This window comes from Amycolatopsis regifaucium (genome assembly GCF_001613935.1).
Classification (GTDB): Bacteria; Actinomycetota; Actinomycetes; order Mycobacteriales; family Pseudonocardiaceae; genus Amycolatopsis; species Amycolatopsis regifaucium.
On the sequence record NZ_LQCI01000027.1, the window covers coordinates 18,678 to 40,518 of the forward strand.

The 21,841-nt window shown below is 68.9% G+C and carries 21 protein-coding genes and 3 pseudogenes; 10 read left to right on the forward strand and 14 right to left on the reverse strand.

Annotated features, from left to right (window positions below):
• Nucleotides 1–57 precede the first annotated feature (57 nt).
• Nucleotides 58–1,206 carry a S1 family peptidase gene (locus AVL48_RS23250; RefSeq protein WP_244162274.1) on the forward strand — a complete coding sequence of 383 codons (1,149 nt, stop codon included), beginning with the start codon at nucleotides 58–60 and terminating at the stop codon, nucleotides 1,204–1,206.
• Between the two features lie 49 nt (nucleotides 1,207–1,255).
• Here AVL48_RS23250 and AVL48_RS23255 read toward each other — a convergent pair whose 3' ends face one another.
• The 4 genes and pseudogenes from AVL48_RS23255 to AVL48_RS23270 form a co-directional block, all read right to left on the reverse strand.
• Nucleotides 1,256–1,693: an SRPBCC family protein gene (locus AVL48_RS23255; RefSeq protein ID WP_061983745.1), complete on the reverse strand. Its 438-nt coding sequence runs from the start codon at nucleotides 1,691–1,693 to the stop codon at nucleotides 1,256–1,258.
• A 47-nt stretch (nucleotides 1,694–1,740) separates the two neighbouring features.
• The gene (locus AVL48_RS23260) at nucleotides 1,741–2,733 is read right to left on the reverse strand and encodes an alpha/beta fold hydrolase (RefSeq protein ID WP_061983744.1); all 993 of its coding nucleotides are present in this window, start codon (nucleotides 2,731–2,733) and stop codon (nucleotides 1,741–1,743) included.
• A gap of 23 nt (nucleotides 2,734–2,756) precedes the next feature.
• A pseudogene (locus AVL48_RS38495) lies at nucleotides 2,757–2,936 on the reverse strand (mycothiol transferase); the annotation flags it as partial.
• Between the two features lie 52 nt (nucleotides 2,937–2,988).
• A complete protein-coding gene (locus AVL48_RS23270; protein WP_061983743.1) occupies nucleotides 2,989–3,204 on the reverse strand; it encodes a hypothetical protein in 216 nt (71 codons plus the stop codon).
• An 89-nt stretch (nucleotides 3,205–3,293) separates the two neighbouring features.
• Here AVL48_RS23270 and AVL48_RS23275 point away from each other — a divergent pair, with 89 nt between their 5' ends.
• Together AVL48_RS23275 and AVL48_RS40865 are read left to right on the forward strand one after the other, a co-directional pair.
• Nucleotides 3,294–3,875, forward strand: coding sequence for a helix-turn-helix domain-containing protein (locus AVL48_RS23275; RefSeq protein ID WP_061983742.1), 582 nt, complete (start codon nucleotides 3,294–3,296; stop codon nucleotides 3,873–3,875).
• A 308-nt stretch (nucleotides 3,876–4,183) separates the two neighbouring features.
• Nucleotides 4,184–4,306: a transposase gene (locus AVL48_RS40865; protein ID WP_082857745.1), complete on the forward strand. Its 123-nt coding sequence runs from the start codon at nucleotides 4,184–4,186 to the stop codon at nucleotides 4,304–4,306.
• A gap of 91 nt (nucleotides 4,307–4,397) precedes the next feature.
• Here the strand turns inward: AVL48_RS40865 and AVL48_RS23280 are convergent.
• The 6 genes and pseudogenes from AVL48_RS23280 to AVL48_RS23310 form a co-directional block, all read right to left on the reverse strand.
• A pseudogene (locus AVL48_RS23280) lies at nucleotides 4,398–5,431 on the reverse strand (HNH endonuclease signature motif containing protein); the annotation flags it as partial.
• A 405-nt stretch (nucleotides 5,432–5,836) separates the two neighbouring features.
• Nucleotides 5,837–6,625: an ABC transporter permease gene (locus AVL48_RS23290; RefSeq protein ID WP_061983740.1), complete on the reverse strand. Its 789-nt coding sequence runs from the start codon at nucleotides 6,623–6,625 to the stop codon at nucleotides 5,837–5,839.
• On the reverse strand, nucleotides 6,622–7,572 hold the full coding sequence (locus tag AVL48_RS23295) for an ATP-binding cassette domain-containing protein (RefSeq protein WP_061983739.1): 951 nt from the start codon (nucleotides 7,570–7,572) through the stop codon (nucleotides 6,622–6,624). The genes AVL48_RS23290 and AVL48_RS23295 overlap by 4 nt, the downstream gene beginning before the upstream one ends.
• Before the next feature lie 32 nt (nucleotides 7,573–7,604).
• Nucleotides 7,605–8,450 (reverse strand): DUF4097 family beta strand repeat-containing protein, encoded by an 846-nt coding sequence (locus AVL48_RS23300; protein ID WP_061983738.1) that lies wholly within the window; start codon nucleotides 8,448–8,450, stop codon nucleotides 7,605–7,607.
• Nucleotides 8,451–8,512: 62 nt separating this feature from the next.
• Entirely contained in the window at nucleotides 8,513–9,031 is a 519-nt protein-coding gene (locus AVL48_RS23305; protein WP_061983737.1) for a toxin-antitoxin system HicB family antitoxin, read from the reverse strand.
• 267 nt (nucleotides 9,032–9,298) lie between these two features.
• Entirely contained in the window at nucleotides 9,299–9,943 is a 645-nt protein-coding gene (locus tag AVL48_RS23310) for a helix-turn-helix transcriptional regulator (protein WP_061983736.1), read from the reverse strand.
• Between the two features lie 92 nt (nucleotides 9,944–10,035).
• Between AVL48_RS23310 and AVL48_RS23315 the strand changes: the two genes are divergently transcribed.
• From AVL48_RS23315 to AVL48_RS23330, 4 genes are all read left to right on the forward strand, one after another.
• Entirely contained in the window at nucleotides 10,036–12,276 is a 2,241-nt protein-coding gene (locus AVL48_RS23315; RefSeq protein ID WP_061983735.1) for an ATP-binding protein, read from the forward strand.
• A 46-nt stretch (nucleotides 12,277–12,322) separates the two neighbouring features.
• Nucleotides 12,323–12,970 carry a TetR/AcrR family transcriptional regulator gene (locus tag AVL48_RS23320; protein WP_061983734.1) on the forward strand — a complete coding sequence of 216 codons (648 nt, stop codon included), beginning with the start codon at nucleotides 12,323–12,325 and terminating at the stop codon, nucleotides 12,968–12,970.
• A gap of 220 nt (nucleotides 12,971–13,190) precedes the next feature.
• Nucleotides 13,191–13,856, forward strand: a complete 666-nt coding sequence (locus tag AVL48_RS23325) for a helix-turn-helix transcriptional regulator (protein WP_061983826.1) — start codon at nucleotides 13,191–13,193, stop codon at nucleotides 13,854–13,856.
• A 198-nt stretch (nucleotides 13,857–14,054) separates the two neighbouring features.
• Nucleotides 14,055–15,272: a glycosyltransferase gene (locus tag AVL48_RS23330; protein WP_061983733.1), complete on the forward strand. Its 1,218-nt coding sequence runs from the start codon at nucleotides 14,055–14,057 to the stop codon at nucleotides 15,270–15,272.
• Between the two features lie 96 nt (nucleotides 15,273–15,368).
• On the opposite strand, the gene AVL48_RS23335 is transcribed toward AVL48_RS23330, so the two are convergent.
• Nucleotides 15,369–15,950, reverse strand: coding sequence for a TetR/AcrR family transcriptional regulator (locus AVL48_RS23335; protein WP_061983732.1), 582 nt, complete (start codon nucleotides 15,948–15,950; stop codon nucleotides 15,369–15,371).
• 86 nt (nucleotides 15,951–16,036) lie between these two features.
• Here AVL48_RS23335 and AVL48_RS23340 point away from each other — a divergent pair, with 86 nt between their 5' ends.
• Together AVL48_RS23340 and AVL48_RS23345 are read left to right on the forward strand one after the other, a co-directional pair.
• On the forward strand, nucleotides 16,037–17,614 hold the full coding sequence (locus AVL48_RS23340; RefSeq protein WP_061983731.1) for an MDR family MFS transporter: 1,578 nt from the start codon (nucleotides 16,037–16,039) through the stop codon (nucleotides 17,612–17,614).
• Between the two features lie 7 nt (nucleotides 17,615–17,621).
• The gene (locus AVL48_RS23345; RefSeq protein WP_061983730.1) at nucleotides 17,622–18,107 is read left to right on the forward strand and encodes a universal stress protein; all 486 of its coding nucleotides are present in this window, start codon (nucleotides 17,622–17,624) and stop codon (nucleotides 18,105–18,107) included.
• Nucleotides 18,108–18,176: 69 nt separating this feature from the next.
• On the opposite strand, the gene AVL48_RS23350 is transcribed toward AVL48_RS23345, so the two are convergent.
• Together AVL48_RS23350 and AVL48_RS23355 are read right to left on the reverse strand one after the other, a co-directional pair.
• A complete protein-coding gene (locus AVL48_RS23350; RefSeq protein ID WP_063816551.1) occupies nucleotides 18,177–19,346 on the reverse strand; it encodes a serine hydrolase domain-containing protein in 1,170 nt (389 codons plus the stop codon).
• Nucleotides 19,347–19,461: 115 nt separating this feature from the next.
• Nucleotides 19,462–20,097: a TetR/AcrR family transcriptional regulator gene (locus AVL48_RS23355; RefSeq protein WP_061983728.1), complete on the reverse strand. Its 636-nt coding sequence runs from the start codon at nucleotides 20,095–20,097 to the stop codon at nucleotides 19,462–19,464.
• A gap of 77 nt (nucleotides 20,098–20,174) precedes the next feature.
• On the opposite strand from AVL48_RS23355, the gene AVL48_RS23360 reads away from it, so the two are divergent.
• On the forward strand, nucleotides 20,175–21,137 hold the full coding sequence (locus tag AVL48_RS23360; RefSeq protein ID WP_061983727.1) for a zinc-binding dehydrogenase: 963 nt from the start codon (nucleotides 20,175–20,177) through the stop codon (nucleotides 21,135–21,137).
• Between the two features lie 133 nt (nucleotides 21,138–21,270).
• On the opposite strand, the pseudogene AVL48_RS38505 reads toward AVL48_RS23360, so the two are convergent.
• A pseudogene (locus tag AVL48_RS38505) lies at nucleotides 21,271–21,841 on the reverse strand (manganese catalase family protein); the annotation flags it as partial.

Below are 21,841 nucleotides of genomic sequence, written 5' to 3' on the forward strand. Positions count from 1 at the left end.
GGTTCGTCGTTCCCTCTTTTACCGAAGGAAATTCGCATGCGAATTCGCGGACCCGTCATGCTCACTCTCTTGAGTGTCTGCGCCGGAATCGGTGCCATCGCCGTCCCGGCGGCCGCCGCTCCGACGCAGCCGTCCACCGCCTACGACCAGACGATGCTCGAGACCCTCGCCGCGACCTTGCGGATCAGCCCGCTCCAGGCCGCGCAGAAGCTCGACCACGAGAAGAACTTGATCTCGTCGCTGGAGAACATCAGAGCACGCGGCCTCCGCACCGACGGCGCGTTCTTCGACGACGCGGGCGCCCTCGTGGTCAACGCCGCCGACGCCGGATCCGCGCAGGCGCTCCGCTCCGCCGGTCTCACACCGCGCACCGCCGTCCGCGGGGAAAAGGCGCTGGACGCCCTGTCCGCCCGCGTAGGCGACGTCATCGGTGCCGCTGTCACCCAGGTGCAGTCCTGGGGCCCGGAACTCGCGGCGGACCAGGTCGTCGTCACCGTGGCGCCCGGCGCCGACCGTGCCCTCGTCCGGCGGCTTTCGGCACTGTCCGGGGTGACCGTCCGAACCGGGATCGCCAACGGCAACACCACCCAGGCCGACGTCATCCCCGGCCAGATCATGGACCTCGACCCCGGCACGAACTGCTCCCTCGGCTTCCCCGGCACCACCAGTGACGGTGACAACGTGCTGCTCACCGCCGGGCACTGCGTCGAGGGCAACCCGGACATCCTCAACCGCGACGGCGTCCACATCGGCCGTGGCGTCGCCACCGAGTTCCCGTCGGCCGACATGGGCCTGATGGACATCGACGACGAGGACACCGGCCGGGGCTACGTCGACACCCGCAAGGGCACCACGGTCCGGATCACCGGCAGCTCGAAGGCGCCGGTCGGCACCACGCTCTGCAAGGCGGGCAACACCACCGGCTGGACCTGCGGCAAGATCACCGCCTACAACCAGACCGTCCGCTACAGCGGCGAAAGCGTCGCCACCAAAGGGCTGGCCAAGTCGACCGTCTGCACCGAAGGCGGTGACAGCGGCGGCGCCTACATCGCGGGCAACACCGCGCAGGGGATGACTTCCGGCGGCCCCGACGACGGGCACGACTGCGGCTACAACCAGGGCTCCAACGCCACTGGTTCGTACTCGTACTACCAGCCTGTCGTGGACGCCGCGTACAACTACGGTGTCACGTTGACCCGGTCCTGACCCACACCGCGCGATGGCGGGGAGCAGCCGCTCCCCGCCATCGTCGTCTTCAGCGCCCGGTCCAGCCGCCTTCTTCTTCGGCGGCCTGGACATCGGCATCCGCGGCCGCCGTATGCGCCAGCGCGGCGACCGTCTCCTCCAGCCCCCGCTGAACCTCCTCGTCCTCGGCGTCGCGGACGCTGTGCAGGGTCACCGTCAAGCGAGACGACGCGGGTCCGGCGTCCTCGATCGCCAGCTCGCCCTGGTAGTCGTGCGGCCCCTGGGCACCCCAGCGCAGTGAGCGGCTCTTTTCGTCGACTTTCAGCCACGCCTCGCCCTCCACGTGCTGACCGTGGACGTCGGCTTCCACGTGGACGGCGTCGCCGCCTTCGGGTTCGGCCTGAGTCATTTGCGGAAAGTAGCGTGGCAAATTGCGCGGCTCACGCAGGAAGGCGAACAACTCGGCGGCCGGCATGTCGATTGTCGCGGTATGGCTGTAGTCGGTCATGTCCACGCATACCCTTTGCGTGGCGGGCGAAACTCACCCGGGTCGTCTCACCCCTTCAGGAAGGTGATCAATTCCGCGGTCACGAACTCCGGATTCTCTTCGGCGAGCCAATGCCCCGCCCGGGGCACCTCCACCGCGCGGACGAGGTCGGCGACACGGGATGTGAGCGTGGCCTTCTGTGGTTCGAGCAGGCCTTCGGCGGTCATCAGCAGGGTCGGGGTGGTGATCGGTTTCGCGCCGACGTTCGCGGTCACGTCCTGGCCGAGCGCGCGGTAGAGCTCGAATCCGCCGTGCAGCACCTCGGGTCTGCCGTAGCTGCGGGCGTACTCGCCGATTTCGGCTTCATCGAAGGGCGGCGGCGCTCCCGGGCCCCCGAAAGCCGTCCCGGAGTACGCGACCTGGGGATAGAACAGGGAAAGATATTCGCGGACGTCGTCACCGACGACGGCTTCGGGAACCGTTTTCTGCGAGTGGAAAGCGATATGCCAGCTCAGGTTCCGATAGGCCGTCGCGTCGAGCGCGGGCCCCGGCAACGGCAGATCGAGATAGGCGAGGTGGGTCAGGTCGCCGGGGAACTGCGCGGCGTATTGGAAGGCGACCGCGGCACCGAGGTCGTGCCCGGCGATCCGGGCGTCACGCAGGCCGAGCCGTCCGGCGACAAGACCGTGCACGTAGCGGGCAAGGGTGGCTTTGTCGTAGCTGGGCGGCGCGCCCGCGCTGTCGCCAAGGCCGGGCAGGTCGAGGGCGTACACCGTGAAATGCTCGGCCAGGGCGGGCATGACGCGGTGCCAGCCGTACCAGGTCTGCGGCCAGCCGTGCAGCAGGACGAGCGGTGCTCCCTTTCCGCCGGTGACGTAGTGCATTTTCACGCCGTCGACGTCGGCGAACTCGTGGCGGAACCGCTGCGCGAAAGTCGCGTCGCCGCGGGTGATGTTTTCGTAGGCGGGCGAAGAATCGGCAGCCGTTCCGCACGCCGCCGTCACCAGGATGAGGGCGGCGGCGAACGCCGCGGCGGTCCGCCGAAAGGTCCGGTGAAGCATGGGGTGGTCCTCCGTTTCGATGTTCAGCGTCCGGTCGAGTCGTCGATCGGCTCGCGCAGGATGTCGGCGTGTCCCGCGTGCCGCGCGGTTTCCTCGATCAGGTGGGTCAACGTCCATCGCCGCGACGCCGAACGCGGGCCGGCTTCGGCGAGGTCGTCCCAGGCCCCGATCTCGGCCTTCGTCTCGGCGGTGGTTTCCCGATAGGCGGCGAGAACCTCGTGCCGGACGGGCCGGTGTCGCGTTTCCGCCTGGCGCTCATCGCGGCGGCTCCGGAATCCGCCGGAGCACCAGGCCGTGGTCGACGACGATCAGCACCGTGTCTACCCCGCCGCCGCAACCGAGGTCGAGCGCGGTCCCCGGCGTCAGGGGGCCGGCGATCTCGGCCAGTCTCGGGTTCACCTTCGGCGACGCCGTGGCCCGCCGGTCGTAAAGCTCGTCCCGGAATTCCGTGGCACGTTCTGGAGCGTTCATCCTCACCTCGCATGGTCGGTTCGGGACCACCTTCGCCTCGGCCGCCGGGAAAACGCACGAAAACTTGCCGACCTGGCAAGATCGGCGGCATGGCGGACGAGACGGACGAAGTACTGGACGCGGTGGGCCCGAGGTTGCGTGCCCTGCGCAAGCACCGGGGCCTGACCCTGGCCGACCTGTCGACGGCGACCGGGATTTCGGAAAGCACGTTGTCCCGGCTGGAAAGCGGCGGGCGGCGGCCGACACTGGAACTGTTGCTGCCGTTGGCCCGCGTGCACGGTGTTCCCCTCGACGACCTCGTCGGTGCCCCGCGCACCGGCGATCCGCGCGTCCATCTGCGACCGATCCACCGCCACGGCATGACCTTCCTGCCGCTCACCCGTCGCGCCGGTGGCGTACAGGCCTTCAAGATGCTCATTCCCAGCCGCGACGAACCCGCGGAACCCACGCCGAAGACCCATGGCGGCTACGAATGGGTGTATGTCCTCAATGGACGGCTTCGCTTGGTGGTCGGCGACCGCGACCTGGTCCTGCCGCCCGGCGAGGCAGCTGAGTTCGACACCTCGCTGCCGCACTGGCTCGGTTCGGCCGACGGCGGCGCCGTCGAAACCCTCGTCCTGTTCGGACCTCAGGGCGAACGCGCGCACGTCCGGGCGCGGACCCAGCGCTAACGTCCCTTGATGGAGATGAACGGGGTTTGCCGGGTTACCCTGGGCCTGGCGGGCGATAATCCGCAGCTGGTTCCGTTGCTGGATGACATCAGCGCCGCCCGCATCGGACCGGGGCGTCCGCGGTGCCGACCGGAGACGGTGATCGCGGACAAGGCGTATTCGCATCCCTCGACCCCGCCAGGCGATGCGGGAACGGCAGATCACGTTTGTCAGCCAGGACGCGATGACCAGATCGCCCGCCGCAAAGCCAAAGGCAGCGCCGGTGGCAGGCCACCGGCCTTCACCCCGACCTTTACAAGCTTCGCAACGTGGTCGAGCGGCGCTTCAACTGGCTCAAGATATTCCGGGGCCTGGCAACCCGTTACGCCAAACGAGCCGCCTATCACCGCGCCGAGATCATCCTCGGCTGCATCGTCCTTCACCTCCGATGAAGATCCGCAGGACACGCCCTGGTGCTGACATGCGGGCATGCCGAGGGGCCCGTCGCCGGTGTGGCTGGCGGGCTCCTCGGGTCATGCGGGGTTAAGCGGCGCGGTGGAGGGTGTTGCGCCGGGGTCTTCGTAGCGGATCCAGGTACTGGGGCGGTGTGAACTCCGGTAACCCGTCGGCCGCCATGCGGACTTGCCAGTTGCCGTGGTGGATGAGGCGGTGGTGGAAGCCGCAGAGTAGGACGAGGTTGCGGAGGTCGGTGGGTCCGCCGTCTGCCCAGTGATCGATATGGTGGGCGTGACAGTGCTTCGGTTGCCGATGGCAGCCGGGGAAGGCGCATCCCCGGTCGCGGATGTTCAACGCGCGTCGTTGGCCGGGGGTGACGAACCGTCTCAGCCGTCCCATGTCGAGGGGTTCCCCGGAGGCGTTCAGCACTACGGGGAGCATGAGGCAGTCGCAGGCGGCGAGCCGGGCTTCACGGGCGGTCATGGTCCCGACGAAGTCCAGGCACGCGGTCCCGATCCCGGACTTGAGTTCTTCGAGTCCGATGGTGACATGGAGCAGGGTCCGGTAGCCGCTGGTGCCGGGTTGGTCCGGGCACGCGATCGCCAGATCCAGCACCTCCGCGAACGCNNTCGGCCTTGCTGCGCGGATCCGCCTGACCGACCTCATCGACCGGGCGTGGCTTGGCGTAGGCGTCGAGCACCGCGGCGGTCCGGGCACCCAGCTCATCATCGAGGAGACCGGTCAGCTTCCAGAACCCGTCCTTGCGACGCTCCAGCGTGACTTCCCGCGACGGTGGGGCCGGTTCAGGATCCTTCGGCTCCTTGCCATCCGGGTCCAGCCAGCCCAGCACTTGCGCTTCGGCTTTCGTCAACTCTCTCGGCCCCGCGTGCCGGGCCAGATCAGCGAGAGTCTTCTCCGCATGGTCCCGATCCTCCGGCGACACCTCCGCCGGGATCTTCCCCAAAAACTCCAGAATCTGATCGATCCGATGATCCCCGATCGCCCCCTCAGCCGCGGCGGTCGCGGGAGCGGCTGAGGGGAATCTCCGTGCCATCCAACGCGCGAGTCGGGCTCAGCGCGATCGCCCGCCGCACGATCGGACCCGCCTCACGAGACGACAGTGGGTTCAACTGGTGAGTGCATCACCTCTAGTCTGGCAACACTTTGCTGAACGCTTCGATGGACTTAAGCCATCCCAGCGTCTATCGGGAGCGGTCGTTGAGTCCGCCCGCGATGGCATCGAGTTCGACCTGTGAATACCCGGACAGGTCAGTTTCTTTGGCTTTGATCTAGTAACACTTCACTGGATGCTTCGACAAGTTCAGCCATCCCGGCGCCTGCTGCGACACATCTTCGGAGATAGCGTCGATTTCGTCTTGCCGAGGGCTAGAAACCTTCCTGCGGGAAAGTACCGGCGAATGACCCCAGCATCTGCCGTGACCTCGGCCGCGATCCCGAAAACCAGCACGAAGACCAACGCCCCGGACCGGAACACCACGGCGTTCCAGTCCGGGGCTACCCCCAGCTCAGCGGTCACGTTCCTTCGCGAAGAGCGACTTCGACCACACGTAACCCACCAGCGCGAGCCCGGCGCACCACCCCACGGCGAGCCAGCCGCTGCCGCCGATCGGAGTACCGAGCAGCAGTCCTCGGATCGTCTCGATGACCGGGGTGAACGGCTGGTAGTCGGCGAACCAGCGCAGCCACGCCGGCATCGAGTCGGTGGGGACGAACCCGCTGCCGAGGAAGGGAAGCAACATGAAGATCATGGGCGTGTTGCTGGCCGTCTCCACACTCTTGGCCGCCAGTCCCAGCGCCACCGACAACCAGGTGAGCGCGATCGTCAGCAGCAACAGCAGCCCGGCGGTCGCGAACCATTCACCGACCCCGGCCGTCGGCGAGAAACCGATCAGCAGCGTCACCCCGAACACGACGGCGAGGGCGAACGCCGTCTGGATGAGCGCGCCGACGACGTGCCCGGTCAGTACCGAGGCCTTGCTGATCGCCATGGTGCGGAACCGCGCGATGATGCCCTCGGTCATGTCGGTCGCGACGGAGATGGCGGTACCGAGCGCGGCGCTGCATACGGTGATGAGCAGGATCGCCGGTGTCACGTAGCCGACGTACTCGGCGCGGCCGCCCCCGCCGCCGAGCCCGTTTCCGAGTGTGCCGCCGAAAACGTAGACGAACAGCAGCAGGAACACGATCGGCTGGCCGACGAGCATGATGGTGAGCGACGGATAGCGTCGCATATGCCGGATGTTGCGGCGCAGCATGGTCGCCGAGTCGCGCATCGACAGGGACAGGCTGGTCATCGGGCCAACTCCTTGGTCGCTTCGGTCCGGTGACCGGTGAGGCTGAGGAACACGTCGTCCAGATCCGGGGTGTGCACGGTGAGGCTGTCGACGGCGACTACTTCGGCGTCAAGCCGGTCCAGCACGGCGCGTACGGCGGCGACGGTGCCGTCGGTCGGTACGCGGAGTGCCAGCGAGCTTTCGTCCGAAGTGGACACTTGAAGCGCACGGCTCGCGTCGTGCAACGCGACGGCGTCGCGGAACTTCAGCTGCATGTGCCCGCCGGGGACGCGCCGCTTCAGTTCGTCGGGTGTGCCCAGTGCGACGACCCGGCCGCCGTCGAGTACGGCTACCCGGTCGGCGAGCTGGTCGGCCTCCTCCAGATATTGCGTGGTGAGGAAGATCGTCACGCCGCTGTCGACCAGATCCCGGATGATCTGCCACATCGTGCGGCGGCTGCGCGGGTCGAGCCCGGTGGTCGGTTCGTCGAGGAAGATGACCTGGGGGTCGCCGATCAGCGTCATCGCCAGGTCGAGTTTGCGGCGCATGCCGCCCGAGAACGTGGACGGTGTCTTTTTCGCCACATCGGTCAGTTCGAAGCGTTCCAGGAGTTCGGCGGCGCGCTCGCGCCCCGCACGGCGCGGCAGATGGTGCAGATCCGCCATGAGGAACAGGTTCTCCTCACCGGTGAGGAGATTGTCGACCGCGGAGAACTGGCCGGTGAGGCCGATGGCGGCGCGGACGCCGTCGGGATCGGTGGCCAGATCGGCCCCGGCGACGGTCGCCGTGCCGGCGTCCGGACGGACCAAAGTGGACAGAATGTTGACGGTGGTGGTCTTGCCGGCGCCGTTGGGGCCGAGCAACGAGAAGACGGTGCCGGGCGGGACGTTCAGGTCGATGCCGTCCAGTACGACCTTGTCGCCGTAGGACTTGCGCAGGCCGGTCGCGGAAATGGCCGGGTGGCTCATGTGGATTCCCCTGATGTGGATGGACCCGTGGGTCAGGAACGGCGGACGACGATGTCGCCGACGGCGGTGCTCGCGTGGACTTCGACCTTGTCGGTCGCGGCGTCGGGGCTGGTGGCGGCGTCCATCTCGTTGATGACGCGGCCGAAGCGGGTCTTCACGTCGAGCCAGGCCACGCTGCCGCCGCGGATGCCGATCTCGACATCGCCCATCGACGTCTCGAGGGTGAGCGTTCCCCGGGCGGCGTCGAGCACGCGGACCGAACCGTTGGCGGTCTTGGCTTCGACGCCCGATTCGGCCTTGTCGACGGTGATGTCGCCGTTGGCCGAGCGGACGCGGATCGAGTCACCGGCCGCCTCGATCGTCGTGGTGCCGTTGGAGTTCTTGATCACCCCGGTGCCGTCGATCTTCCCGATGTGCACGCGACCGGAACTCGTGCTGACGTCGGCGTTGCCCGCCACGTGGCCGACGACGATGCTTCCGGACGCGGAGTGCAGTTCCAGTTCGCCGGCGAGGTCGAATCGGAGGTGCCCGGTGCCGGTTTTGTAGCGGCAGGTGCCGAGCCGCCCGGTCGCGGTGAGGTCGCCGAGGCCGGTGCTCCCCTGCAGCCGGGAACCGGCGGGCAGTTCGATGGTGACTTCGATCGACCTTGTCCGGTTGGAGAAGTCGAGCAGGCGCATTTTCGGTGCCCGGACGGTCAACGTGCCGCCGGAGAGCTCGACGACGGTCCGCTTCGCCGCGTCCACGTCGGACTCGTTGTTCTCGTCGAGCGGAGCGACTTCGACGACCGTGTCCGCGCGGTCGCTCGCGACGATGCGGACGTTGCCGATGACCGGTTCGAGGTCGGCCAGAATGGGTTCCGGGGTGGCGAAAGTAGGCATGGTTGTCCCCTCAAAGGTGGCGTGCTCAATGTTCGTGCTGGTCGGGCGGATGCGGCCGAGTGCTAGCTGACCCAGCCGGTGTAGCGCTGCGCGGCGCGACGACCGCCGCTCGGCGGAGTGGACGCGGCGGGCCGATCCGCGGGCTGCAACGCGGCGGACGCGGCACGGACCAGCCACGCGTTGACCGAACGGCCTTGCGCGGCCGCGGCCTCCTCGACTCGTGCCTTCAGGTGCTCCGGCAGCCGGAAGTTGATCCGGGCCGTGGCCCCTTCTTCATCCGACGGTGAAGCGACCGGCGGTTCCGGCGTCGATGCGGCGACGGGACCGGCGGGCTCGACCGTGGGCGGTGTGACCGCGAAGCCGACTTCCCCGGCGCGCAGCCGGACTTCGACCGAGCCGGGCGCGAGATCTCGCGTGATCTCGTCCGACGCGGCGGACAGCGCGTCCATCAGCGCGAGGCGGATGGCCGACGCCAGTGGCGCGGTCAGACGTTCGGCGAGAGCACTCGCCTCGGCTCCGCCCGCCTCGGCGGCGATGGCGAGTTCCCGGCGAACGTTGTCCACAAAAGGCGTCAAATCCATGATGCCATCATGGCACCACTGTGGCGCCATAGCAAGTACATAGTGCTGCCATCTTGCGCCACAGTGGCGTTTCCGCAGCTGAAGAGGGTTGGGGAGCGACCTGCCGTCAGGTGTGGGGGTCACCGAGGCAGATCGCTACCCGGGTTCCGAAGGTCCCCAGGCGAATTCCACGCTACAAGAACATCGGCTGGTCGCACGGGCAAGGCTTTTTGCCCGGGCCGCTCTTGACAAACGACGTTCCACAGTGGACATGTCGCGAAGTTGCCGTCAGATCAGGCCTTCGCGAAGCGCGTATGCCACTACGTGCGTGCGGTTGCGCAAGCCGAAACGGCTGAGCATGCCGTGCAGGATGTTCTTCACCGTCCGGTCGGAGTACGCCACCCTCTTGGCGATCTCGCCGGTGTCGTAGCCGTCGGCGAGCAGCCGGAGCACCTCGGTCTCGCGCGGCGAGAGTCCACTGAGGGTGATGTCGCGCGGTTCGAGAACTTCCTTGTGCAGCCGCGAAATTCCCCGCAGCAAGCTGCCGAGCTGATCGGCGGGGAGATCGCCCCGGCCGGCGTGGGCGTCGGCGACCGCGCGCTGCAGCCGAGCGGGCGTCGCCTCGGCACGTGCGACGACGACGGCGAGGCCGCGTTCCACCGCGGCCCACAGGTCAGCCTGTTTCGGCTGATCCGCGACGAGCACCAGCCGGGCGGCCCCGGCCGGGATCCGGTGCGGCTCGGTTCCCGCGACCGCGACGAGGACGTCGGCCGTCTCCGGATCCTCCCGCAAGGTGATGCCCGGCCCGGAGCCGAGCGCGCTGCGCAGTCCCGCCCGGACGAGCGGGTCGGCGGCGTGCACCGCGACCCGGATCTCCCGGCGTTCCTCGGCACGGACGCTCGCCCGTGCCGTCGTCGTCATGATCGTCGACATGGTTCCAGGTAACCGGTTCCGGAGAAGGCGGGACAAGCGCAGGGAGGGGGCAGCTTTTCCCCACCGGAAGCCTGCCGGTTGAATGGAGCGCGGTGAAACCGGTGGAGACGGACGACAAGCGGTCGGTGTTCGGAAAGCTCCTGCTCGAACACCGGCGGGCCGCTGGGTGGACGCAGGAACGGCTGGCCGAGGCCTCCGGGCTCAGCGTCCGCGCCCTGCGCGAACTGGAACACGGCCGCGCGCGAGCGGCCCAGCAGCGCTCCGCCGAGGTACTCGCGGACGCGCTCGGCCTGACCGAAGGTGACCGGGAGTTCTTCCTGACCGTCGCCAAACAGGGACGCCGCCGCAATCCGGCGCTGGCCGCCCAGGCCGCGGCGATCTGCGCGCTGCCTGCTCCCCTCGCGGATCTGTGCGGCCGGGAAAGCGAATTGGCGCAGCTGTCCGCGAAGGTCGCCGAGGGCGGCGGCGTGGTCGCGATCGTCGGGCAGGCCGGGGTCGGGAAGACCGCGCTCGCGGTGACGGCGGCGGACCGGGTGCGCGGGGATTTCCCCGACGGCTGTTTCGCGGTGAATCTGCGCGGGATGGATGAAGAACCGTTGAGCGCCCGTGCCGCGCTCGACCGGCTGTTGCGGGCGCTGGACGTCGCGCCGGGACAGGTGCCCGTCTCCGAAAGCGAACGGTCGGCCTTGCTGCGGATGCTGCTCGACGGGCGGAAGGTCCTGCTGCTGCTCGACAACGCCGCCGACGAGGCGCAGGTCCGGCCGCTGCTGGTCACCGGCCCCGGCAGCCTCACCCTGATCACCTGCCGCCGCACGCTCGCGGGGCTTGAGGGCGCCCGCTGGCTGGGGCTCGAACCGCTTTCGGACGAGGGCGCGACCGGCCTGCTCGCCCTGATCGCCGGAGCGGACCGCGTGCGCGCGGAGCCCGCCGCGGCGCGGGAACTCGTCGAGCTGTGCGGATATCTGCCGCTCGCGGTCCGGATCGCGGGCAACCGGCTCGCCACCCGCCCGCAGTGGTCGCTGGCCCAGCTGGCCGACCGGCTGCGCGACGAAGGCACCCGGCTGCGCGCGCTGGCGGCGGGCGACCTGCAGCTGCGCTCGGCGTTCGACCTGTCCTATCGCGCGGTTTCGGCCGGGGCGAGGCGGTTGTTCCGGCGGCTGGCGACCGTGCCGGGCGCCGACTTCGGTCTCGAACTCGCGTGCGTGGTGTCCGGCGCGGCTCCCGCCGACGTCCGTGAGCACCTCGACGAACTCGTCGACGCCAGTCTCCTGCAGACCACGGCCGCACCGGAACGCCACCAGTTCCACGACCTCATCCGCCTGTTCGCCGAGGAACGGTTCGAGGCGGAGGAGGATCCGTCCGCCCGGGACGTCGTGCTCGCTCACCTGCTCGGCAAAGCGGCCGAGGCGGCCAGGTTGTTCTACCCCAAGGCCCCGGAGACCGGCCGGTTCGGCTCGCGGGACGACGTCGCCCGCTGGCTCGACGTCGAGGGCGACAACTGGGTCGCCGCGCAACGGGTGGCGGCGCGGAAGGGGTGGCACCGGGAGGTCAGCGAACTCGCCGTCGCACTGCACTGGTACTCCGACGGGCGGAGCGGGCAGCGGCCGTGGTGGGAGATCTTCTCCCTCGGCGCGGCGGCGGCGAACGCGCTCGGCAACGCCGCGGACGAGGCGAAACTGCTCAACTTCGTCGGCTGGGCCTGCAATGTCTGCCTCGATGACGCCCAAGGCGCCGTCGAAGCGCACCGTCGGGCACTCGACATCGCCACCCGGATCGGCGACCGCACCGAGCGGACCTGGGCGACGATCTACCTTGGCCAGGTGCTGCGGTATGCCGGGAAAGACGCCGAAGCGTTCGAATACGCGAAACGCGGGTACGAATCGGCGGGCGAACTACCGTTCTGGGATGGGCAAAGCTCGGCCCGGAACGTCTACGGCCAGTCGCTGCTCGCCGCCGGGCGGCACGCCGAAGCGCTCGCTGTCCACCGTGCCCTACTCGCCGACGCCGAACGGTTCGCGGGCGACACGTACCCCGGCCTCCACCGGATGCTGAAGGCACTGACCCTGCGCGCGATCGGGGACGTACTCGGCGGACTCGCCGAATGGCGGGAAGCGGCCGGCTACTACCGCACCAGCCGGTGGCTCTCGTGGGAAGGCGGATTCGGCTCGATGGAGGCGATCTGCGCGCTCCGCGAGGGACGCGCCTGGCGGGAAGCGGGCGCCTTCGAGGAGGCCAGGGAATGCCTCACCTTGGCCGTCGAACTCTTCCCCGGCCCCGGTCTCCGCGCCCGTCGGGAACAGGCACTGGCCGAACTCGCGCTCCTCCCCGGGTGATCATGTCGCCGTGGGTAAGCTTCGAGCCGATGGAGCGGGAGGACCGATGAGGGACGCGGCCGGGCAGAGCCCGCGGGAACGCTATCGCGACCAGGTGCGCGCGGAGATCAAGCAGCACGCCTGGGAGCAGATCGCCACCGCCGGGGTCTCCGCGCTGTCGCTCAACGCGATCGCCAAACAGGTCGGCATGAGCGGCCCGGCCCTGTACCGGTACTTCGCCAGCCGCGACGAGCTCATCACCGCGCTGATCCGCGACGCCTACCGAAGCCTCGCCGACACCGTCCGCGCGGCGTTCGATTCCGGCGCCGATCTGACCGGGCTCGCCGTCACCATCCGCGACTGGGCCCGGAGCGACCCGCAGCGCTACTTCCTCATCTACGGCACCCCCGTCCCCGGCTACCACGCGCCGGAGGACACCACCGCCATCTCGAACGAGGTGATGACGGTCCTGCTCGAAGCGTGTGGCGCGCTCACCGCGGACAAGCAGGCGACCCCGTTCGACGCGCATCTGGACAGCCATCGCGAGTGGGCGGGCGACCACCCGGCCCCGTCCGCGACCCTGCATCGGGCACTCGCCTTCTGGACCCGCCTGCACGGTGTCCTCTCCCTCGAACTCGCCGGCCACTTCACCGGGATGAAATTCGACCCCGCCCTGCTGATCGCGGACGAACTGGACGACCTCACCACACGGTGACCGGCGTTTCGCCGAACCGATCCCGTCCGCGATGAACCCTTTCCGCCAGCCGGTCGTCATGCTGGGTGCCAGTTGACATACAACGTTGGAACGTTATAACTTCTAAACAAAGCTAGAACTAATCATGAAATGGATCGGCCGCCACTCGCCACCCGACGGCGGGCGGCCGATCCGCCTGCCCGGTTCCGGGTTCCGAGTGCTTCGGATGGGGACTTCGATCATGAATCGCGGAGGGAAGAGCGCGGGGGAAACCGGCCGCGTCAGAGTCGCCGTCCATGCGCCCGATCTCTTGGCCGGACTGGGCGCGACAGCCATCATCGGCGCCGACGCGCGGCTGGAAGTGCTCTCCGACACCGACCTCGGGTCGGCAGAAGTGATCGTGACGATCGGGAATTCGATCGGCGACGCGGTTTTCACGTTCCTGCGCCAGGTTCGGTCCGCGTCGACCCTCCAGTCGCCTCCCCGCTGCGTGATCGTCACCGACCATTTCCCGGTCCAGGTCCTGATGACGGCGATCGAATGCGGGATGGCCGCGTTGCTGCCGCGGCGTGACCTCGACGGCGAGCATCTGGTGCGGACCATTCTCGCGGTCAGCCAGGGCGCCGGAGCCTTGCCGCCTCGGCTGCAGGGCAGCCTCCTCTCCCGGCTCGAACGGCTGCAGGAGGAGCTGCTGGCACCCAACGGTCTCGCGTTGTCCGGGTTGTCCGATCGGGAACGCGAGGTCCTCCGGTTGCTGGCCGACGGGCATGGCACGGAGGAGATCGCGGCCGAGCTCGCCTATTCGGAGAGCACGGTGAAGAACGTCCTGCACCGGGTGATGACGCGCTATGGCCTGCACAACCGCACGCACGCGGTGGCCTTCGCCCTGCGCACCGGCTCCATCTGAAATCCGCCCGAACAGGAAAAGCCGGGAGATTTCGCGGCTTCCGGGAGCGGCTGCCGGTCCAGAGTGGACATGGCGAAATGGAAGTCTTTTCCCCGCCCCCTTCAATTTATAGCGGACATGGGGGCTTGCGGCAAGGCCGGGGTCATCCCCCAGAATTGCCGCCCTGAAGCCGGAATCTGCGGAAATGGGAGTCGCGTAGTGCGTGTTTTGATGACGTCGTGGGGGTCACGCGGGGATGTCGAGCCCTTGGTCGGGCTCGCGATGGCCTTGCGGGAATTGGGCGCGGAAGCGCGGATCAGCGCGCCGCCGGACGAGGAGCTCGCGGCGTCGCTGGAGCGGGCCGGCGTGCCGCTGGTGCCGCTCGGGCCGACGGTGCACTCGGTGGTCGCCGGTCCGAAGCCGCCGACAGGGGAAGACGCGCTGAAACTCGCCCCGGCACTGGTCGCCGCGAGGTTCGAAACGCTGACCCCGGCGGCGGAAGGGTGTGACGTGCTCCTGGCGACCGGCCTGCTGCCCGCCGGCGCGCGGGACGTGGCCGAGAAGCTGGGCATCCCGTATGTGTACGCGGCTTTTCACATCTTCGGGCATCCGTCGCGGCACTTCCCGCCGGGGGCGCGTCCTGGCACGCCGTCCCCGGCGGGCGAGACCGACATCCGGACGCTGTGGCGCCAGGACGCGGAACGGGTGAACGCCCTGTACGGCGGGGCGCTCAACACTCACCGGGCGGCGATCGGGTTGCCACCGGTCGACGACGTCCGCGGCCACGTCTTCACCGACCGGCCGTGGCTGGCGGCGGACGCGACGTTGTGCCCGTCGGAAGGGATGACGGACGCCGAACTGGTCCAAACTGGAGCGTGGATACGGCCCGACGACCGCCCCCTCCCGGACGAGTTGGAGAAGTTCTTGAAGGCCGGTCCGCCGCCGGTCTACGTGGGCTTCGGCAGCATGGCCGCCCACGCGCCGAAGGACATCGCGCGGGTGGCCGTCGAGGCGGTCCGGGCGCGGGGCAGGCGGATCCTGCTCGGCCGCGGCTGGGCAGGCTTGACCTCGATCGACGACGCCGGTGATTGCTTCGTCGTCGGCGAGGTCAACCAGCAAGCCCTGTTCCGGCGGGTGGCCGCAGTCGTGCACCACGGGGGTGCGGGTACCACGACGACGGCCTCCCTGGCGGGCGCGCCCCAGGTGGTCGTCCCCCGGATCGCGGACCAGCCGTACTGGGCCGCCCGGGTGGCCGAACTGGGAATCGGGGTGGCACACCAGGATCCGACGCCGACCGTCGAATCCCTGTCCGCCGCGCTCACGACGGTCCTGACCGTCGAAACGCGCGAACGGGCGAAGGTCGTGTCCGGCAAGATCCGGACCGACGGGGCGACCGTGGCCGCGAAGATGCTCTTCGACCTGGTCAAGCCGGCGTGACGGCCTGATCTTTGCCGGCGTGAAGTACATGATGGCCCCCTTCCCTGCGCCTAGCGCAAAGAAGGGGGCCTTCATGTACTGGGTGGTGGCTCTCGGTCAGCGGACCTGAACACGGCTCAGCACCCGGTCCACGACCTCGGGCAGCGGCTGATCGTCCGGGCCTTCCAGCCACAGCACGTTCCCGGTCCGCAAAGCGGCGAGGAACGTCGCCGCCGTGAGACGGGCCAGTTCCTGATCGAGACCGTGTCCCCTGGCGAGCAGCACGGCCGTCAGGTCCCGCTCCAGCGCGAAGTGATCGCTGGCCTGCTGGGCGAGCAACGACGGGTGCCGCCGCAGCAGCCGTAGCTGCGCCACCCATTCACGGTCGGGGACGGGACGCGCCCGGTACAGCTCCCGGCACGCCGCGCGCAGCGCCTGCCGCGGCTTCTCACCGGACGGCCTGCCTTCGACCAGCGACACGAGCAGGCCGGTCCGCTCGCGGTCGGCGTGCAGGATCGCCTCCTCCTTGTTCGCGAAGTAGTTCGAGAACGTCCGCCGGGACACCCCGACCGCGTCGGCGATGTCCTCCACGGTCACGCCGTCGAGACCGTGCTCCATCGCCAGGCGCAGCGCGGCCTCGTGCAGTGATTGCCGCGTCGCCGCCTTCTTGCGGGTGCGGAGCGTGTCGAGGGTGTCCACCAGTACAGCGTAGCGAGGGGAATAAAGTTCCCACTGTGCAAGTTTGCACAATGAGCAATAATCGTCCGAACGCCCGAAGGGACGCCATGAAGACCGAAGGAACGACGGCGACGGCATCGTCCGGCGCGATGGGGCACCGCCAGGTGCTCGAATCGCTGTCCGGCCTGCTGCTGGCGCTGCTCGTGGCGATGATCAGCTCGACGGTCGTCTCGACCGCGCTGCCGTTGATCATCGGCTCGCTGAACGGCACGCAGACCCAGTACACCTGGGTGGTCACGGCCACCCTCCTGGCGGCGACGGCCACCACCCCGATCTGGGGCAAGCTCGCCGACCTGTTCAACAAGAAGACGCTGGTCCAGGTCGCGATCGTGATCTTCGTGATCGGGTCGATGATCAGCGGGTTCAGCCAGAACACCGGACAGCTGATCGCCGCCCGCGCCTTCCAGGGCATCGGCGTCGGCGGCCTGCAGGCGTTGGTCCAGGTCGTGATCGCGGCGATCATCCCGCCGCGGGAACGCGGGCGCTACAACGGCTACCTCGGCGCCGTCATGGCCGTCGCCACCGTCGGCGGTCCGCTGCTCGGCGGGCTGATCGTGGACGTGCCGTGGCTGGGCTGGCGGTGGTGCTTCTTCGTCGGCGTGCCGATCGCGGTGGCGGCGTTCATCGTGCTGCAGCGGACCCTGAAGCTGGAGACCGTGCGCCGGGAGAACGTGCAGGTCGACTACCTCGGCGCCGGGCTCATCGCCGCGGGCGTGAGTGTCCTGCTGATCTGGGTCTCTTTCGTCGGCAACACCTTCGACTGGCTTTCGTGGCAGACGGCCGTCATGGTGGCGGGCGGCGTCGTGCTCCTCGTCCTCGCCGTGCTGGTGGAGCGCAAGGTCCGCGAACCCGTCGTCCCGTTGCACATCGTCACCCAGCGCACCCCCGCACTGGCGATCATCGCGAGTCTCGCGGTCGGCATGGCGATGTTCGGCGGCGCCGTGTTCCTCGGCCAGTACTTCCAGATCGGCCGCGGCTACTCCCCCACCGAAGCGGGTCTGCTGACCATCCCGCTGATGGCGGGCGTACTCGTGTCCTCGACCGTGTCCGGACGCCTGATCAGCCGCACCGGCCGGATCAAGCCGTACATCGTGGCGGGCACGATCATCCTGGTCGCCGGTTTCCTCGGGCTGGGCATGGTCGACCACGCCTCGCCGCTGTGGCTGGTCGGCATCGCGATGGCCGTCGTCGGCATCGGTGTCGGCATGACGATGCAGAACCTCGTCCTCGCCGTGCAGAACACCGTGCCGTTGCGGGACCTCGGCGCGGCGAGCGCGTCGGTCACCTTCTTCCGGTCGCTCGGCGGCACCATCGGGGTTTCGGTGCTGGGCGCGGTGCTCGCGAACCGGGTCACCGCCGATCTGTCCACCGCGTTGCACGTACCGGAAGGCCAGGCGTCGACGGGAAGTGTCAGCGCGCTGAACCTCAAGGCGCTGCCGCCGGAGGTACAGACGATCGTGCACACCGTGTACGGCGACGCGACGGCGCACATCTTCCTGATCTCCGCGGCGGTGGGCGTCGTCGGCGTGCTCGCGGCACTCCTGCTGAAGCCGCTCACCCTGCGCACCACCCTCGACGTGGAGCCGAAGACGGAAGCACCGGCGTCCGACGCGGTCGCCGGGTAGGCGCGCGATGAACGGCGACGCGACCAGGGCCTTCGAGTCCACTGTGGAGCGTTTCGGCCCGCCCCGGCACCACTCGGGGCGGGCCATCCTGGCCGGGGTCGACGGTTCCGACACGGCGATGCGGGCGGCCGCCTTCGCGTTCGGCATGGCACGGCGCGAGGGCGGCAGGCTGATCGTCGCCTTCGTCGTCTCCCGCACGGCGTTGACGAATCTCGGCCCGGCGGTGGCGGCGACCGTGGAACACGACACGACCCTGCAGCTGTACGCCGAACTCCGCGAACAGATCCGCGCGGCGGCCGAAGAACTGGAAGTGCCGGTCAGTTTCCTGAAGACCTATGGCGATCCGTACACCTCGCTCCGCGACACCGCCGACCGCGGTCAGGTCGACACCGTAGTGGTCGGCGCCTCGCAAAAGGCGGGTCACCGGTTCGCGGGCTCGGTCGCGACGAAGCTCATCAAGGCCGGGCACTGGCCGGTGCTGGTGGTTCCCTGATCGCCGCCGAGTTCCGTGAAGGCCTCCTTCCCTACGCTCAAGGTAGGGAAGGAGGCCTTCACGGAAAGATCAGCCGCGGCCGCAGAGGGCGTGGTCGATCACGGACGCGAACGGGCCTCCCTCCGGCGGCTCGGCGCCGGGATTGTAGGGAGTGCTGCTGTTCAGCGACACCATCACGCTGCGCCGGCCGTCCTCGGTCACGCCGTTGCCCGTCAGAAAGCCGGGCAACGCGCCATGGTGGCTCCAGTAATCGCCACAGGACCCCGCCGTCCGGACGAGACCCAGGCCGTACGCGCCGAGTCCCGGCGCCGGCACGGTCTTCTTCATCTCGGCCAGCAACGCGGGTTCGAGTACCTTGCCGCTCATCAACGCCCGGAGGAACTTGTTGCCGTCCTCGGTGGTGCTGTTGAGCGAACCGTCGGCACCGCCTCCCATCGCCGGATTCATCAGCGTGACGTCCACCTGCCGTCCGAGCCGCGGTGGATTCGAGCCCTCCACCACGAACCGGGCGTAGCCCCGCATGGACGGCGCCGGCAGGAACGGTGAGGTGTAAGGGAACGAGGTCTCCCGCAAGCCCAGCGGACGGATGATCCGCTCGGTGACCTCCTTCTGCCAGCTTCGGCCGGTCACCTTCTCGGTCACCAGCCCGGCGAGCACGTAGTTGGTGTTGGAGTACCCCCAGCTCGTCCCCGGCGCGAAATCGGGTGCCTTGCCGACCGCCAGCTTCACCGCGTCGGCGGCGCTGAGCCGGTCGAATCGGTGCCGCAGAAAGCCTTTCTCGGTGAAGATGTCGAGTTCCGCCATGTAGTCGTGCAGGCCACTGGTGTGCTGCAGCAACTGCCGGACGGTGATGGCGCGGCCGTCGTTGCCGTTGCCGCTCACCACCCCGGGCAGCCACCGATCCACCTTGTCCGCCAGGGAAAGCCGCCCCTCGCCGACGAGCTGGAGCATCGTCGCGGCCAGGAAGGTCTTGCTGAAACTGGCGATCCGGAAGTGCCCGTTCCACGGCATCGGGGTCCTGGTCCGCAGATCGCCGTGGCCGCTGCGCACCTTGACGCCGCCGTCGGCGGTGGCCAGTTCGACCAGCACCCCCGGCGAACCGCCGACCACCAACGCGTCGGCGTCGCGCTGCAACGTCGTCCTCAGCGGACTCGCGGTGTCCGGGGCCGCGGTCGCGAGACCCGGGGAAGCCACCGTGGCCACGCAAAGAGCGGCGGCGATCACTGAAGTTCTTTTCATACCGGCAAAACTACGAAGCATCTCCTCATCCGGCATCAGCCTCAAGGACTATGCCCCTACCACCGAAGGAGTAGCGACGGGCCGGGGTCGCCTCAGGGTTCCAGCTCGCGGCCACTCAGCGGGTCAGTCCCGGCGCCACCAAAGCCAGCCGTGCCACCGGCGGCAGGGGCGCGTGGTCCGGCGTGCCCTGGAAAGCCTGGATCACGAGCGCGGCGAACCGGCGGGACGCCGCGACCTGCGCGGCAGGCGACGCTGCCTGGATGCCGTTGTTGGCCATGAGCATGAGGATCAGGTCGTCGAGGACGAAATCCGGGCGCAGTTTACCGGTGTCCTTGGCGCGGGCCGACAGCTCGGCGATGGCCTTGAGCGCGTAGTCACGGTCCGCGGTGAAATTCACCGCCTTCGGGAACGTCGAAACGAAGGCCGCGGTGAAGCCCCTGTCGCGAGCATGCAACTCGCAAAGCCTCTCGATCACCGAACAGAGACCGCGCCACGGATCGGGGTCGGCGAGTCCCTCGTCGACGGCGAGATGGCACCTCCGCATCTGGTCGGTGAAGGCCTCGGTCGCCAGGATCTCCTTGGTCGGGAAGTGGCGATAAAGCGTGGCGGGGCCGACTTCGGCGCGGCGTGCGACTTCCCGCAGCGGCACGTTCAGGCCTTCGGTGGCGAACAACGCGCGAGCCGCTTCGAGGATGCGTTCGCGGTTGTCCACGGCGTCGGAGCGCGGATTCCGAGACAAACGACTGGTCACCACTCTCACTTTAGCCAAAACGGACGGGGGCGTCCGTTAGCGTCCGTCAGGTCAGCGAGCAAAGACCAGGAGACACCATGCGAGCAGTGGAGATCCGGGCATTCGGCGGTCCCGAAGGCCTGGCGGTCGTCGATCTTCCCTCCCCCGTTCCCGCCGGCGGCGAGGTGCTGATCACCGTCGAAGCGATCGGTGTCGGCGGCGTCGACGCCGTGATCCGGCGTGGGGCTCTCGCCGGGTTCGGCTTCCAGGAAGGGCACGTCCCGGGCAACGAGGTGGCGGGCATGGTCACCTCGGTCGGCGATGGCGTCGACCCGGCGTGGATCGGCCGCCGCGTATGGGCGTTCACCGGCGAAGGCGGCGGGTACGTCGAGCGGAAGACGGTCCCCGTCGAAAGCATCCTGCCGCTCCCCGACAACCTGCCCGCCGTCGAAGCGGTGACACTCGGTACTTCCGGGATGGTCGCCCAGTTCGCCCTCGCCCACGCGCATTTCGCCGCCGGGGAGTCGGTACTGGTGCGCGGCGCGGCGGGCAGCATCGGGATCATGACGGTGCAGCTCGCGGCCGCCGGTGCCGCGAGCGCCGTGGCGGTCACGACGTCCTCGGCCGAACGCGGCGACCGTTTGCGCGATCTGGGGGCGACGCACGTACTGAACCGCTCCGGCGACGGAGACGGCCCTGAGGGCTACGACGTCGTCATCGACATCGTCGGCGGACCTGACCTTCCGTCCTTTTTGGACAAGCTCAATCCGAACGGCCGGCTGGTGCTCGTCGGCGTGGTGGCGGGGATGCCACCGGCGGACTTCGGCGCGAACATACTGACGACGTTCCGGAAGTCCCTGTCGTTCGGGGCTTTCAGCGCCGACTCGGTGCCCGAAACCGAGCGGCGCGCCGCCAGCGCCGCGCAGTTCGCCGCCGCGGCACGGGGCGAACTGCGGGCGGTGGTGCACGAGCTCCTGCCGCTGGAAGAAGCCGTGCTGGCGCACCGGAAGATGGACGACGGCGAGGTGTTCGGCCGGATTGTGCTGGCGCCGGGCCGCTGAAGGTGATGGCCCCCTTCCTTGCGCCTGACGCAAGGAAGGGGGCCATCACGCGCCGCCGTCGCGACTGGTGGTGCCACTGAGGCTCGTGGTGGCCTTCACGCCCGGCCGCTACCGCGGCACGCGGCTTCGCCTACTACTTGCTCTTCTTGGTGGCCTTCGCCTTCGCCTCCTTGGCCTTCCCCTTGACGGTGCCGACGGCGTCCTGGAGCGGCGCGTAGGTGCCGTAAAGAGCGGGATCGGGCTTGGGCGCCGTGCCCGGCCCGCCGAGCGGCTCCGCATCGTGCAGGTATTCGATCCCTTCCTCGCCGAAGCTCCAGCCACCCTTGTCCCCGTCCGGCCCGTCGGAAAGATGCCAGATGGTGTTGTTGTGGTCCTGNNACGCCGGGATCGTCGGTCATGTTGTACAACCGCGCCGTCTGCAACCGGCCCTGCGCCTCGGCCGCCGCGTTCGCGCGGAAGTCGGCCAGCAGATTGCCGCTGGCCACCACGTACCGGCCGTTCCACGGGTACCCCTGGCTGTCGCTGGGGGTCGCCCCGCCACCGGAGATGATCGCCTGCTGCGGGTCCATCCCGCCGAGGATCGCCGCCGTAGCGGGATCCTTCACCGCCTCGGCCATCGTCGTCGCCGGAGCACCTTCCAGCAACCGGGCGACCATGGTCGCGAGCATCTCCACATGCCCGATCTCCTCGGTCGCCGTGTCCAT